Annotated in this window: 12 protein-coding genes; all 12 read left to right on the top strand. The window is 41.2% G+C overall.

Annotation, left to right across the window (positions count from 1 at the left end):
- The first annotated feature begins 499 nt into the window (after window positions 1-499).
- The 12 genes from MZ182_RS13425 to MZ182_RS13370 all read left to right on the top strand — a co-directional run bounded on the left by MZ182_RS13425 (window position 500) and on the right by MZ182_RS13370 (window position 14,363).
- Window positions 500-3,259 (top strand): SLBB domain-containing protein, encoded by a 2,760-nt coding sequence (locus MZ182_RS13425; RefSeq protein WP_248067253.1) that lies wholly within the window; start codon window positions 500-502, stop codon window positions 3,257-3,259.
- A gap of 196 nt (window positions 3,260-3,455) precedes the next feature.
- Entirely contained in the window at window positions 3,456-3,809 is a 354-nt protein-coding gene (locus MZ182_RS13420) for a four helix bundle protein (RefSeq protein WP_025008839.1), read from the top strand.
- 216 nt (window positions 3,810-4,025) lie between these two features.
- On the top strand, window positions 4,026-4,991 hold the full coding sequence (locus tag MZ182_RS13415) for a Wzz/FepE/Etk N-terminal domain-containing protein (protein WP_248067251.1): 966 nt from the start codon (window positions 4,026-4,028) through the stop codon (window positions 4,989-4,991).
- A gap of 210 nt (window positions 4,992-5,201) precedes the next feature.
- Window positions 5,202-6,281 carry a dTDP-glucose 4,6-dehydratase gene (gene rfbB / locus MZ182_RS13410; RefSeq protein ID WP_248067248.1) on the top strand — a complete coding sequence of 360 codons (1,080 nt, stop codon included), beginning with the start codon at window positions 5,202-5,204 and terminating at the stop codon, window positions 6,279-6,281.
- Between the two features lie 77 nt (window positions 6,282-6,358).
- The gene (rfbA, locus tag MZ182_RS13405; RefSeq protein ID WP_248067245.1) at window positions 6,359-7,228 is read left to right on the top strand and encodes a glucose-1-phosphate thymidylyltransferase RfbA; all 870 of its coding nucleotides are present in this window, start codon (window positions 6,359-6,361) and stop codon (window positions 7,226-7,228) included.
- On the top strand, window positions 7,225-8,100 hold the full coding sequence (rfbD, locus tag MZ182_RS13400) for a dTDP-4-dehydrorhamnose reductase (RefSeq protein WP_248067244.1): 876 nt from the start codon (window positions 7,225-7,227) through the stop codon (window positions 8,098-8,100). The genes rfbA and rfbD overlap by 4 nt, the downstream gene beginning before the upstream one ends.
- A 56-nt stretch (window positions 8,101-8,156) precedes the next feature.
- Window positions 8,157-8,711 (top strand): dTDP-4-dehydrorhamnose 3,5-epimerase, encoded by a 555-nt coding sequence (gene rfbC / locus MZ182_RS13395; RefSeq protein WP_248067241.1) that lies wholly within the window; start codon window positions 8,157-8,159, stop codon window positions 8,709-8,711.
- A gap of 43 nt (window positions 8,712-8,754) precedes the next feature.
- The gene (locus MZ182_RS13390; protein WP_248067239.1) at window positions 8,755-10,272 is read left to right on the top strand and encodes a polysaccharide biosynthesis protein; all 1,518 of its coding nucleotides are present in this window, start codon (window positions 8,755-8,757) and stop codon (window positions 10,270-10,272) included.
- Between the two features lie 2 nt (window positions 10,273-10,274).
- Window positions 10,275-11,282: a glycosyltransferase family 2 protein gene (locus tag MZ182_RS13385; protein ID WP_248067236.1), complete on the top strand. Its 1,008-nt coding sequence runs from the start codon at window positions 10,275-10,277 to the stop codon at window positions 11,280-11,282.
- A 39-nt stretch (window positions 11,283-11,321) separates the two neighbouring features.
- Entirely contained in the window at window positions 11,322-12,347 is a 1,026-nt protein-coding gene (locus tag MZ182_RS13380) for a nitroreductase family protein (RefSeq protein ID WP_248067233.1), read from the top strand.
- 26 nt (window positions 12,348-12,373) lie between these two features.
- Window positions 12,374-13,534, top strand: coding sequence for a polysaccharide pyruvyl transferase family protein (locus MZ182_RS13375; protein WP_248067230.1), 1,161 nt, complete (start codon window positions 12,374-12,376; stop codon window positions 13,532-13,534).
- Window positions 13,524-14,363, top strand: coding sequence for a glycosyltransferase family 2 protein (locus tag MZ182_RS13370; RefSeq protein WP_248067228.1), 840 nt, complete (start codon window positions 13,524-13,526; stop codon window positions 14,361-14,363). Before MZ182_RS13375 ends, MZ182_RS13370 begins: the two co-directional genes overlap by 11 nt.
- The last annotated feature ends 91 nt before the right edge of the window (window positions 14,364-14,454 follow it).

Genomic DNA, 14,454 nt, shown 5'->3' with positions numbered 1-14,454 from the left:
CTTACGTAGCTTCACGAGAACTTTACACTTTGGTTATTCCGGTGTTACTCAAGTAAGCCTAGCTTTTTACGTCATCCCAGTTTCTTGACGTTATACCTGTGCGACTTCGTTACTCTCAGCGTCTGAGGCTATTTCCGTATTACTTCGTTATTCCGGTGTTTCTTCGTCATTCCCGCGAAGGCGGGAATCCACAGTAAAGTCTTTTTGCTGTTTGAATCTAGAGATATGAAAGTCAAAGCTAAAAGCTGGATCCCCGCATTCGCGAGGATGACGGCAAAAAGGCGAGTATGACGGTTAAGAAGTAAGGATGACGGCTTAAGCCGAAGATGACTGCTTAAACCAAGGATGACGGCGATAGACCTAATAGACTTAGAAGTTGCGTGGTGACGCTCTGCATTAAAAGCAGCATTCTGCTTTAAATGCTTTAAATGCTTTAAATGCTTTAAATGCTTTAAATGCTTTAAATGTTTTCCATATTTAACCCAATCGGAGATATCTGGTGTTACAACAAATCAAAAAATTCATCATAGTTGGCCTTAGCGCCACGATATTGATGGGCGCGCAGGCGCAAGCCGTTACGCCCTCTCCGCAAATGATTGAGCAGTTCAAACAACTCCCAAAAGCGGAGCAGCAACGTCTTGCACGCCAATATGGTATTGATCCTAATATGCTTTCTGGCAACCAAGCGCAATCACAGCAACTGGCTAATCCTGAAGTCGTCACTAGCCGTGATATTAACGGCAATAACAACTTTAATAACAATGCTAATAGCAACGACGCTCAAAAAGCGAAAGCAGAACTTAAGTTCACCGAAGATAGCAGTAAGCTTGAACTGCGTCGTTTCGGTTATGAAATGTTTGCTGGTGAGCCTAGTACCTTTGCGCCTGTTTCCGATGTGCCTGTGCCTGGCGAATATCTTGTTGGCCCTGGTGATAACATCAAAGTGCAGCTTTATGGCAAAGAAAATAAAGAATACGACTTGGTGATTAGTCGCGACGGTGTCATTCAATTCCCTGAATTAGGACCAATTCCGGTGATGGGGTTGAGCTTCTCTGAACTTCGCGACTCGCTTTCACAGCGCATAAAGCAGCAGATGATAGGTATTGAGTCGAATATCACTATGGGGCAATTGCGCTCAATTCGTATTTTTGTCGCGGGTGATGCCTATAAACCTGGCTCTTATACAGTTTCAAGCTTATCAACTATCACCCAAGCGTTGTTTGTTGCTGGTGGTGTTAACGAAATTGGCTCATTGCGTAATATCCAATTAAAACGTAATGGCAAATTAGTCGGTTCTTTCGACCTTTACGACCTGTTACTACGAGGCGATGTATCGGGGGATTTGCGCCTGCAATCCGGTGATGTAGTGTTTATTCCTTCCATTGGCGGCCTAGTTTCAGTAACCGGCGAAGTCCGTCGCCCTGCTATTTATGAGCTAAAACAGCATGAAACCATGGCTGATATTATTACTATGGCAGCAGGATTGAACCCTGGTGCTTATCCTAAAAGTAGCTCAGTCGAGCGCTACAATAGCAAATCGCTTAAAACGATAGTGAATGTAGATTTAACCACTGAACAAGGTAAAAACACTCTCGCCAAAGCGGGCGATGTCATCCGCGTGAAGAGTGCGTCAGAGCAGTACGAAAGTGCAATTACTATTGTTGGTGCAGTCGTTCGCCCTGGTAAATATCAGTGGCTTGCAGGGCAAAAAATTAGTGATGTATTACCATCGCTATGGGGTGATCTTGCCATTTCAGCCGACTTAGATTACGGCCTTTTGGTACGCGAAATAAACCAATATGGTGATGTTCAGGTATATCAATTTTCCCCTGGTCAAGCGATTGGCAATAAAAATACCAGCCAAGATTTAGCCTTACAGCCCCGTGATAAAATCATCATCTTTAACTTCTCGGATGAAGAACAAAACCGTTTTGAACTTAATAAACTGGTAAAGCAACGCATTCAAAAAGTGACATCACTCAGTGATGATAAAATTCTGGGTACAGATCTGTTTCAAGCTGGCTTTAGTCAACTTGACGATGTGAAGTTAACCAGGCGAGCACAAGTGGCTGGTATTGTGGTTACTGATAACGATGGTAATGAACAGGTTGCTGTAGTTAAAGGGGTTGTTGGTAAAATGCTAGCTAACCTGTTTGAAGATAACGACCTTATCAAGCTAAGTAGTCAAATGCGCCGTAATGAGTTGCTTTACCCCATCATGGTTAAACTCAATAACCAGGGTAAAGCAGGTGCAGGTACAAGCATTGTCGCTATCAGTGGTCAAGTTAAACAGCCAGGTGCTTATCCGCTTACTGTGGGGGCAAAAATATCGGATCTTGTGACTGCAGCGGGTGGTTTAAAAGAAGGCGCTTACACCGTTAGAGCAGAGCTAACTACAACCAGTACGACAAGCGAAGGCGTAAATATTGAACACCGCTCAGTAGACTTACAGCAGGCGTTAAGTGGAGATAGTAGTGCAAACCTGCGTTTGGTGAGTCGTGATAACCTAACGGTAATGACTACACCAGATTGGCAAGAAGCTAAAGTGGTTGAAATCCGTGGTGAAGTGAAATTCCCTGGCCGTTACAATATTCGCCGTGGTGAAACATTAAGCCAGTTAATTACTCGCGTAGGTGGTTATACAGAGTATGCCTATTTACCCTCAGCGGTATTTGTGCGTGAGTCAGTTCGTCAGCAAGAACAGATTGAAATTAAAAAGTTAGCCGATCAACTCCGCCGTGATATTGCCACCCGAGGTGTATCAAAAGATGGAACAGTCGTTAACTATTCCGATGCTCAGTTGATGTTGACGGATCTTGAAAATATCAAAGCCGTGGGCCGTTTAGTCGTTGATTTACCCGCAATCAATTTAGGAATTAAGCAGGCCGATCTGCAATTAGAAGATGCCGATATTCTATATGTGCCATCAACTAAACAGACTATTGCTGTGATGGGTGAAGTGCAGCATCCTGCCACCCACAGATTTAAAGATGGCTTAACCTTAGACCAATATTTGGCAATGTCTGGTGGCGCCAGAGAACGAGCCGATACTGGGCGTACTTATATTATTCAAGCGAATGGGGCTGTATTAATGCCTAGCCGTTCGAGTTGGTTTAGTAGCGGTGACCAGTTACAACCTGGTGATACTGTGATTGTCCCACTTGATACTGAATATAAAGACAACCTAACGCTTTGGTCGCAAGTGACAGGCATCATCTATAACACCGCTGTTGCAGTATCAGCCATCGCAGGGCTGTAGAACTAAGGATCTAGGACGCTGCTTCGCAACTGCGAGAACGCAGCAAAAAGCGCTGCTCTAGAACGCCACTACGTGGTGCTAGAATCTAGAAGGAGTGAAGCGACGCTCTGCTTTTAGCTTTTGCTTGTATAGTAGGCCGAAGGCCGTTCTAGCCGCGAACCGTCCTAGATTCTAGTTTCTGCTCTCAAGGAAGATTATGCGATTCGAACAACTGGATGTTTGGAAAAGAGCTTCACGATTATCTTGTCAAATATATCGAGTGACTGAATCAGTAAGTAATTGGGGTTTTAAAGATCAAATAACCCGTTCAGGGTTATCTGTCCCTTCAAATATTGCTGAGGGTGAAGAGCGTGAAACACTAAAAGATCAAATTCGCTTTTTGTACTATGCCAAAGGCTCTCTAGGAGAGCTAGTTACCCAACTTTATATAGGTATTGAAGTTGGATATTTGGCAAAGGAACCCGCGTTACTTATGGTTCAAGAAGCAAAAGAATTAGCCAAAATCTTAGGTGCAATTATCAAACAAAAGCAAAGTAAGAGTAAAAGCTAAGAAGAACGCGGCAAAGAGCGCTGCTCTAGAACGCAGCAAAAAGCGCTGCTCTAGGACGGCCTTCGGCCTCTAGAACGCTTCGCTCTAGATTCTAGAAGGAGCGAAGCGACGCTCTGCTTTTTCTAGCAGCGCAGCGTTCTGTCTTTATCTTTTGCCTTTATAGAAGCGCAGCGCTCTCGCCGCGCAGCGTACTAGAATCTAGAATCTGAAGAACCAATGAACACACAAATTACTCAAAATCCAAACACATACCAATCCGACGCTAGATTTCCTCAAGTGCAAGACGACGAAATTGATCTTCGTGAGTTGTTTTCTATTATCTGGCAAGGCAAATGGCTCATTATTGCCATCACTGCTGTTTTCGCTATTGGCGCGGTTATTTTTGCTATAAAACAACCCAATATCTATAAATCCGAAGCCTTGTTGGCACCCGCATCAGAGGAGCAGGGCGGGGGCTTAAGTGCCTTGGCATCGCAGTTTGGTGGTTTAGCCAGCCTTGCAGGGGTTAATCTTGGCGGTAAAGGTGGTACTGATAAAACCCAGCTTGCGATTGAGGTGTTAAAGTCTCGCCAATTTACCAGTGAGTTTATTCAAAAGCACAATATTCTTGCTGATTTAATGGCCGCAAAAAAATGGGATAGGGATGCAGATAAAATTATCTATGACCCTGAGTTATACAACGAGCAAACCAATACTTGGGTGCGCGATGTCGAACCACCATTTAAACCTGAACCTTCGATGCAAGAGGCTTATAAAGAGTTCAGCAAAATTATTGCTGTTAATAAAGATAAAGAGACTGCAATGGTGACCGTTTCAATTGAGCATTTATCTCCAAGCGTCGCGCAGCAATGGGTCACTTGGTTAATTCAAGATATTAATAAAGTGATGAAGGAGCGCGATGTCGCAGAGGCCCATCGCAGTACCGATTTTTTAAATAAGCAAATTGCTTTAACTAATGTCGCTGATATTAAAGCTGTACTTTATAAGCTAATTGAAGAACAGGCAAAAACCATCATGTTTGCCGAAGTACGCGATGAATACGTATTTAAAACCATTGACCCCGCATTAGCGCCTGAAGAAAAGGCTAAGCCAAAACGCGCATTAATTTGTGTATTAGGCACCATGCTCGGCGGTATGTTAGGTGTGATGTTAGTACTGGTAAGGCATTTTATGAGAAATTAAAAAAAAAAAAGGGCCTATTGGGACTGTTTTAAGAAAAAACATGAAATCTAGGCTCTATGCGGGATAGCGACGAATCGACTGTCTCAAAATGGATGAAAAGTGTCTCAGCTTGGTTTGGAAGGCTGAGGTACAAAAGTGAAAAATTTCAGTGTTTGTTCCCCTTCATTGACCATTAAAATGGTTACGTTCAACAATTATTGGTAGTAAATAATGAAAATACTCGTTACTGGCGGCGCCGGTTTTATTGGCTCAGCAGTCGTTCGTCATATCATCAGCAACACTCAAGACAGCGTAATTAACCTTGATAAACTGACTTACGCAGGCAATTTAGAATCGCTTGTAAGCGTGGCGGCAAGTGAGCGTTATGCATTTGAGCAAGTTGATATTTGTGACCGTGCTGAGTTAGATAGAGTATTTGCTAAGCATCAACCTGACGCAGTAATGCATTTGGCGGCAGAGTCCCATGTTGACCGTTCAATTACTGGCCCGGCTGATTTTATCCAAACCAATATAGTGGGGACTTACACGCTACTCGAAGCTGCCCGTCAATATTGGGCGCAACTCGATGCTAAACGTAAAGCGGCATTCCGTTTTCACCATATTTCAACTGATGAAGTATATGGCGATTTGCCACATCCTGATGAGCAAGTAGGCCAAGCAGTCAATCAAGAGCTGCCTTTATTTACCGAGACCACACCCTACGCACCGAGCAGCCCTTATTCTGCCTCTAAAGCTTCAAGTGATCATTTAGTTCGTGCATGGTTACGCACTTATGGCTTACCGACGATAGTGACTAACTGCTCAAATAACTACGGCCCGTTTCACTTCCCTGAAAAGTTAATCCCTCTGGTTATCCTCAATGCCCTTGAAGGCAAGCCATTACCAATTTATGGCAAAGGCGATCAGATCCGCGATTGGCTCTATGTTGAAGACCATGCTCGTGCACTATACAAAGTGGTTATAGAGGGGAATGTTGGCGAAACCTACAATATTGGTGGGCATAACGAGAAACAAAACCTAGAAGTGGTACAAACTATTTGTAGCTTATTGGACTCATTAGTACCTAAAGATACGCCTTATGCTGAACAAATTACCTATATAACCGATAGACCTGGCCACGATCGCCGCTACGCCATTGATGCCAGCAAAATGAGTACAGAACTAAATTGGCAACCCCAAGAAACCTTCGAAACTGGCCTAAGTAAAACAGTCGAATGGTATTTAGCTAACCAAGAATGGTGCCAGCATGTACAAGACGGCACCTATCAGCGTGAGCGTTTAGGCATTTAATCCCTTTTACTATTTTGTTTTAAAGCCCTGATTTTTCTTTAAACCTAGGACCTATTTATCTAGGAGCTTATTTTTTAATGAAAGGAATTATTTTAGCCGGTGGTTCAGGTACGCGTTTATATCCATTAACCCGTGGTGTATCTAAACAACTGTTGCCCATTTATGATAAACCGATGATTTATTATCCGCTATCAACACTTATGTTAGCGGGCATTAGAGATATATTAATTATTACTACCCCAGAAGATAATGAGGCGTTTCGTCGCTTACTGGGTAATGGCTCAGATTTTGGTATCAACTTAAGCTATGCAGTACAACCTTCACCAGATGGCTTAGCTCAAGCCTTTATAATTGGTGAAGAATTTATCGGTAACTCTAATGTGTGCTTGGTGCTTGGCGATAATATTTTTTATGGGCAATCCTTTTCCAAGACTCTTAAAAATGCGGCGAGCCGCCCGACGGGCGCTACTGTATTTGGCTATCAAGTAAAAGATCCTGAGCGTTTTGGCGTTGTGGAGTTTGATGCAGACATGAAGGCTGTTTCTATTGAAGAAAAGCCAGCTAAGCCTAAGTCTAACTATGCAGTCACGGGCCTGTATTTTTACGATAACAAGGTGGTGGAACTGGCAAAAGAAGTTAAACCGTCACATCGTGGCGAGCTTGAGATCACCACCCTTAATGACATGTACTTAAAAGCTGGTGAACTTAATGTCGAATTATTAGGCCGTGGCTTTGCTTGGCTTGATACCGGCACCCATGAGAGCCTGCATGAAGCCTCATCCTTTGTCCAAACCATTGAGCATGTACAAGGCTTGAAGGTGGCCTGTTTGGAAGAAATCGCTTTTCGCAATGGCTGGCTAAGCGCTGATGAGCTTAAAAATATTGCCAAGCCGATGCTTAAAAATGAGTATGGGCAGTATTTGGCACAATTGGCGGATAAAAAATGAAAATCCTTATAACCGGCAGTAATGGCCAAGTAGGCAGTTGTCTTGTTAAGCAATTAAGCCAAATGCCAGAAATTGAGTTTTTGGCAGTAGATCGCGATCAGCTGGATATTACTGACCGCGAGGCAGTAAATATACTAGTTAATGAATTCAAACCTGATGCCATTATCAACGCTGCGGCACACACGGCTGTTGATAAAGCAGAACTTGAGGTCGAACTTTCATATGCAATTAATCGCGATGGTCCTGAATATTTAGCGCAGGCCGCACATGCAGTAGGTGCAAGCATACTGCATATCTCTACTGACTATGTGTTTGCGGGCGATAAAGACGGTGAGTACGTTGAAACCGATACAGTTGATCCACAAGGCGTATATGGTCAAAGTAAACTTGCAGGGGAGTTCGCGGTTGCACAAGCTTGCCCACGTCATATTATTATGCGAACCGCTTGGGTATTTTGCGAGACAGGCAATAACTTCGTCAAAACCATGCTCCGTTTAGCACAAACCCGCGATGAACTCGGTGTTGTTGCAGACCAATTTGGCGGCCCAACCTATGCCGGTGATATTGCTGCAGTTCTTATTAAGATGGCCCAATCTCTACATAACGGGAACCACGACTACGGTATTTACCATTTTGCTGGTTTACCCCATGTCAGCTGGCACAAATTTGCGACCGAGATTTTCAACCAGGCCACCGCGCAGGGCATTATCAGCAAAGTGATGCGAGTCAACGCTATCACCAGCGATGAATACCCGACCCCGGCCAAACGCCCGGCAAACTCCAAACTGAATTGCCAAAAGATTGAGCTGACCTTTGGTATCAAGCCCAGCGATTGGCAAGCCGCATTAAGCCAACTGAACAGTTATCAGTAAATTAATTCAGCACTCAACATTAAGCATTTAGCATTCACAAATAAGCATTCAACTTTATGTTAATCATCGATACAAAAATCCCTGAAGTTAAAATCATTGAGCCAAAAGTCTTTGGCGATGAACGCGGCTTTTTCTTTGAAAGTTTTAACCAACAGCAATTTGAAGCGGCCGTTGGTTATCCAGTCAATTTTGTGCAGGATAACCACTCAAAATCGAGCAAAGGAGTATTGCGCGGTTTGCATTATCAACTGCCGCCCCATGCTCAGGGTAAATTAGTGCGCTGTGTGGTGGGCGAGGTATTCGATGTAGCGGTGGATATTCGCAAAAGCTCACCGACCTTTGGCCAGTGGGTGGGAGTACACCTCTCTGCAGACAACAAACGCCAACTGTGGATCCCGGAAGGCTTTGCACATGGCTTTGTGACCTTAAGTGATACGGCAGATTTTTTGTATAAGACCACTAATTATTATGCACCGCAGAGTGAGTGCGCTATTCGTTGGGATGACGCACAAGTGCAGATAGAGTGGCCTATTCCTATTGAAGGAGAAGTGAGTTTATCTAAGAAAGATGAAGAAGCGATGAGTTTTCAATTAGCTACCACATTCGATTAATTTTAAAACGTATAATTCCGCCACAAAAAATATAGGTTAACTATTGAGTTTAGAAAATAATAAAAAAATTCTTAGCAATACACTTTTTATGTATTTCAGGATGTTTTTTAGTCTTTTTGTTTCTCTCTACACGTCACGCGTAGTATTGCAAGAATTGGGTGTTGAAGATTTTGGCATCTACAGCGTGGTGGGTGGGGTTGTTGCCATGTTATCATTTTTAAATGCATCGATGGGGACAGCTACCTCACGGTTTTTTAATTTTGAGATAGGCCAGAAGGGAGATATACAGACAGTTTTTACCTCGGCTTTGATTATTCATTTATTTATTGCGATCTTAGTTATGCTAGCTGGGGCGGGTTTAGGCCATAGCGTAGTATTTGAATACTTAAATATTGATGCCACGCGTCTAGAGGCGGCGAAGTGGGTATATGGCCTCTCATTATTAACCGCATGCATGGCTGTTTTGCAAATACCATATTCGGCAATGATTGTCTCATATGAACACTTTAAAACTTTCGCCTATTTAGATGCATTTGCAGTTTTATTAAAACTTTGTATTGTTTATTTTTTAAGTATCTTAGGCACAGACCGATTAATCACCTATGCAACGTTAGTCTTTGGGGTGTCATGTATTATTTTTATTGGCAATGCATGTTACGTGATGAATAAATTTGACGTCAGTCATTTTAAACCCACGGTAAATAATTATTTGATCAAAAAAATGTTAAGTTTTTCTGGTTGGGATCTCTATGGTAACGCCAGCGTGTTAGCCCGCACACAAGGCGTTAATATACTGCTCAATCTATTTTTTGGCGCATTGCTCAATGCGGCCAGCGGTATTGCAATGCAGGTGCAAGGAGCAGTTATGTCGTTTGCAGTCAGTGCATTATCTGCTGTTAGGCCACAAATTGTTAAAAGCTATGCGAGCGGTGATTATCAACGTACCACTTTTTTAGTATTAAACGCCGCAAAGTTTACCTATTTCATTCTGTTAATGGTATCTTTGCCATTGATCTTAGAGATGGATTATGTGTTAACACTATGGCTGGGTAATGTACCTGAGTTTGCGGTTATATTTTGTCAGTACATATTAATTTTCAATTTTATCGCTAACCTGTCTACAGTTGTCGTTAGCGCCATTCATGCGACAGGTCATATTAAAAGACCCAGCATAATTAATGGTACACTCTACTTGCTTGTGGTACCCATCACTTACGTTGCATATCTGTGCGATTACCCGGCACAAATAGCCTACCAAGTTAATATTGCGATGGTTATTATTGGTATGTTGTCTAACGCTTGGACGCTGAATTTATTGCTGCCAAGCTTTTCATTTGTGAGCTTCATCAACAAAGTCATATTGCCCTGTGCTGGTTGCACGATTTTAGTTGTCGTAGTGGCTTGGCTTTGCAGACAGCAGTTTGAGCCAAGTTTTTACCGATTGTGTTTGGTTTCTCTTGCGTCAGTTTTAACAACGATTATTGCGGGCTATTATTTTGCAATAGACAGCACAGTGCGAAAAACTATCAATCATTTCATTTTAAACAAGATAAAGTGTTAGCCATGCATTTAGATAAAAAAGTAAGTATAATTACGCCTTGCTTTAATGGCGAAAAGTTTATCCATCGGCTATTAGATTCTGTGCTGATGCAAGATTACCCATGCATTGAAATGTGTGTGATCGATGATGGCTCGGTTGATAACTCCGCTCAAATTATTAAATCTTATATTCCACGTTTTTCAGCCAAAGGTTATCAATTAACTTATCTTTATCAAGATAATTCAGGCCAATCAGTAGCGATAAATAAAGGCTTGCAATGGATGGCGGGTGATTACCTTGCGTGGCCTGATAGTGATGATTTTTATGCTGTTGAATCAGCCATTACTCAGTTAGTACAAGTGCTAGAGGCCAGTGATGAGCAAACCAGCATGGTGCGTTGCCATTGCACGCTACTCGATGAAGAAACTTTAAAACAAGTAGGACTGTTTGCTGTTAACAAGCACAACGATGACAAAACAGACCTCTTTGAAGATTGCTTATTTGCTCAAAATGGTTTTTGGTTTGTGCCTGGTAATTATATGGCAAAGGTTGCTCATTTACGCGAAGTCTTGCCTAGTTTAACCATTTATACCGAAAAAAATGCAGGGCAAAATTGGCAATTAATGCTGCCACTATTGTATAACCGAAAATGTATAACAATTAAGCACAATCTGTATTCTGTTCTGGTTCGTGCTAATTCACATTCACGTGGCCAGTATTCAACTTATGAGCAAGTTGTTGCAAAGTATCAAGCTTACGAAAGAACCATTTTAAATGTACTAGATGGCATGAAATTAACGCAAGCAGAACGACAACCTTATATAGATAACATAAAACAGAAATATAAGGTAGTTAAATTGCAGGTGATGATTGATTTTGCAAAATCAAAAGAAGCAAGGTTGCTTTTTGGGGAGTTAACTAAATTAAATCAGAAAGTACCTTTAAAAACATATGTTAAATATCAATTGATCAAACTTCCCAGCTTATACCGATTATTAAAGTCGATGATTCAATTGGCAAGAAAAGTGTAATGTTATTTTAGTGGTTTTTTAATGCTTGTGGGGTGTGTTTTGAAGAGTAAAATCAAGGCTGTTGTAAAAAAAATACTGAGTGCTGGTGGACTGAAAAAAATTAATTATGCAAGAAATTTTCGATTGCTAGCTGCTAATTCAATTAAGGATTTTAAGCTTTATTTAAAGCACTCTACCGTGTTTAATCAAGATGGGTTGCATAAAATCGAATGTCAATTAATTCTTGATTATCATTCGGTTGAAAAAGGTTTGTTGTTTAAAAAAACTAAGCCAAGATTTGCTCAACAACGTATTGTAAATCTACACCCTAGCCTTGCTTTAGAAGAGATTAAGAATAATGTCAGACGCTCGCAAATTCGAGTCGCTTATCAGGTAATGTGCGAATATTATGAGCTGCATCAGAATATGGCTGTAGATATTAGCGACTACTTCACTCAGACTCAGTACCAAAATTATAAAAATATTTTGGGTGATGCATACACTACCAAATTCAAAGGTGCCATTGATTATCATAAAGATGATTTTTATGCGCCCGTCAATGCTGATTTTGCAACCTTTTCACACTCACGAAGAAGTGTGCGTGAGTATACTGGGGAATTGGTGTCAAATTCACTTATTCAACAAGCTATTACTTTGGCACTGAATACACCTTCAGTTTGTAACCGCCAAGCATGCAAAGTGTATTTGCTAGAAGATAAAGCCCGCATCGACAAGTTGCTAACTATTCAGGGTGGGTTAACTGGCTACACTCAAAATATCAATCAAGTTTTGCTTTTAACTGTTGATCGTAATTATTTCTATACCGTTGGTGAACGTAATCAGTTTTATATTGATGGTGGTATGTTCTTGATGAACATGTTGTATGCCTTACATTTTTATAAAATTGCTAATTGCCCTGCCAACTGGGGCAAACTTATTCAAGAAGAAAAGACACTTGCTGGTATTGTTGATTTGCCTGAGTCTGAAAAAATAATCTGTGTTGTGCCGATCGGTATTGCTAAAGATGAATTTAGAGTTACGCTTTCACAGCGCCGTGAACTGAATGAAGTGCTGATCAAGTTGTGATTGGATTTTACAGGGTAATATTTTAAATGAATAAAAAAATTGGTTTACTTAATTTTCATTACTCCGATCACAACTACGGGGCAGTTTTGCAAGCTGCAGCGTTAGCTGATGTGATTAATCGACTTGATTATTCAGTCGAACATATAGATTTTATTCCTAATAAAATGGCGCGGAAGAAGACACTGCGCCAGCTATTAATTACCGTGTTGGCGGCGTTAGGAGTCAAATCATTGATCATACGTATGCTTGGTAAAAAGGAGTATATTAAACCAACGGTTACTGGCGGTGAAGTTTTTGAGCAATTTAGAGATGTCTGGGTTACTCGTAGTCAGCAAACTTATACCGCTAGCCAGCAGCTGAATACTGTTGGTACAACTTATCGCGCTGTAGTGGTTGGTAGTGATCAGGTATGGCGGCCGAATATGTTTGTAAACAAGCATCAGGATGTTGATGCCTATTTTTTGTCATTCTTACCTGATTCTGTCTCTCGTGTCTCTTATGCTGCCAGTTTTGGCGTTGATAAATGGGAAGGAACAAGTGACGCTATACTGAGTGACCGCGTTCGTAAGGCTATGACCAAGTTCAATGCGGTCTCGGTCCGTGAGCAAACGGGAGTCGCTATTTGCCGTGATCATTTTGGTGTGACTGCTCAACATGTGCTCGATCCGACGCTATTAAACGGCGTAGATTTTTTTGAGCGTGTGATAGCAAAGGCCGGTGTTAACAAACAAAATGAAAATGTGGTTTATTACAAACTGGATGTTGATACCACATTCATTAGCGCTATTAAACATATCGGGGATATTTTGCAAGTACCGACAGAAGATATCTACTACCAAATGAGTGAGGCTGGTTATCGTTATATCCCCGTCGCAGACTGGTTAGCCAAAATTCGTGACAGCAAGTTTGTCGTCACAGATTCGTTTCACTGTGTATGCTTGGCAATTTTATTTAATAAAGAATTTATCTGTTTTGCCAATAAAGATCGTGGTCTAGCTCGTTTGCAAAGTCTGCTGGCAAGTTTAGGGATTGACGGTCGTCTGTGTGATGAGCAGCAATCACTTTCTTCATTCTTTGCTGAGTGTAAACCCATCGAGTATCACTACGTTAACACCAAACTCGCCGAGCTGCGTATTGGTTCACTGGAGTTTTTGAAAGATGCACTTGAGGAACATAATGCAAAATAACATTGATAGTGAAATTATGCTCTCGGTAATCATTCCAACGTGTAATCGTAATAATACTTTGCCAAGGGCAATACATTCGGTATTGAGTCAAAATGTGACTGGGTTAGAAGTCATTGTCGTAAATGACACAGACAACCCTGTTCCAAATGAAATACTTAATATTGCAAAATCATATCCGGTAATTTTTTCCTCTAATCCTGGCAAGCATGGTGCGGCAAGTACTCGTAATTATGGTGTGAGTATCGCTAAAGGTAAATACATCACTTTTCTTGATGATGATGATATATATCTTCCCGGCAGACTTAACAATATGTTGAATGTCATGATTCAGGGTAAATATATGATGGTGTCGTCAGGTCGATTTTATGAAACTGGTGATTTTGCCACAATAAAGCTAACCCCTAAACAGTGTTTTGGTGATGTCTTATTAAAAGATATTCAATATCAAAACGATATAGATATTGGTTTTATGATGAAGCGTGAGGATTTTATTCGTTTTAGTGGGTTTGACGTCAGCTACAAGTCATTGGAGGATTGGGATTTTATCCTTCGAGTCCTGGAACATGGTAACTGTTATAAAGTAAAGCGTATGGATTATGCTGTCAACGTAGATCCTAACCGAGCTCGGGTTTCAGACAGTGACTCTGCTAGTTATCTGAAGATGGCTGAGAAATATAAAGATAAATATGAGAAAGAGTGGTTTACATATATGTCCGCACATGGTTTGAGCCTTGCAGGAAAGTTAAGATTTAGCAGGGTTCTCCGTGACTGTGGGATTAGAACATTAATTTGTTATTTAAGGCAAATCAAGCGAATTATCTTTAAATAAGATCTAAAAATGAAAATTAAAAATTTACTTTTGTTTGTTTTAATCAATGTGTTTTCTTTTAGTTATTTTATCAGTTTGAGCTATACCCGTG

Source organism: Shewanella sp. JNE2, assembly GCF_023159115.1.
Lineage (GTDB): Bacteria > Pseudomonadota > Gammaproteobacteria > Enterobacterales > Shewanellaceae > Shewanella > Shewanella putrefaciens.
This window is presented reverse-complemented; position numbering and strand designations above follow the sequence as displayed.

What these genes read in the sequence shown, in the direction of transcription:
- MZ182_RS13420 (WP_025008839.1), top strand. Translation starts at nt 3,456, where the DNA reads ATGCGATTCGAACAACTGGATGTTTGGAAAAGAGCTTCACGATTATCT.
- MZ182_RS13415 (WP_248067251.1), top strand. Translation starts at nt 4,026, where the DNA reads ATGAACACACAAATTACTCAAAATCCAAACACATACCAATCCGACGCT.
- rfbB (WP_248067248.1), top strand. Translation starts at nt 5,202, where the DNA reads ATGAAAATACTCGTTACTGGCGGCGCCGGTTTTATTGGCTCAGCAGTC.
- rfbA (WP_248067245.1), top strand. Translation starts at nt 6,359, where the DNA reads ATGAAAGGAATTATTTTAGCCGGTGGTTCAGGTACGCGTTTATATCCA.
- rfbD (WP_248067244.1), top strand. Translation starts at nt 7,225, where the DNA reads ATGAAAATCCTTATAACCGGCAGTAATGGCCAAGTAGGCAGTTGTCTT.
- rfbC (WP_248067241.1), top strand. Translation starts at nt 8,157, where the DNA reads ATGTTAATCATCGATACAAAAATCCCTGAAGTTAAAATCATTGAGCCA.
- MZ182_RS13385 (WP_248067236.1), top strand. Translation starts at nt 10,275, where the DNA reads ATGCATTTAGATAAAAAAGTAAGTATAATTACGCCTTGCTTTAATGGC.
- MZ182_RS13375 (WP_248067230.1), top strand. Translation starts at nt 12,374, where the DNA reads ATGAATAAAAAAATTGGTTTACTTAATTTTCATTACTCCGATCACAAC.
- MZ182_RS13370 (WP_248067228.1), top strand. Translation starts at nt 13,524, where the DNA reads ATGCAAAATAACATTGATAGTGAAATTATGCTCTCGGTAATCATTCCA.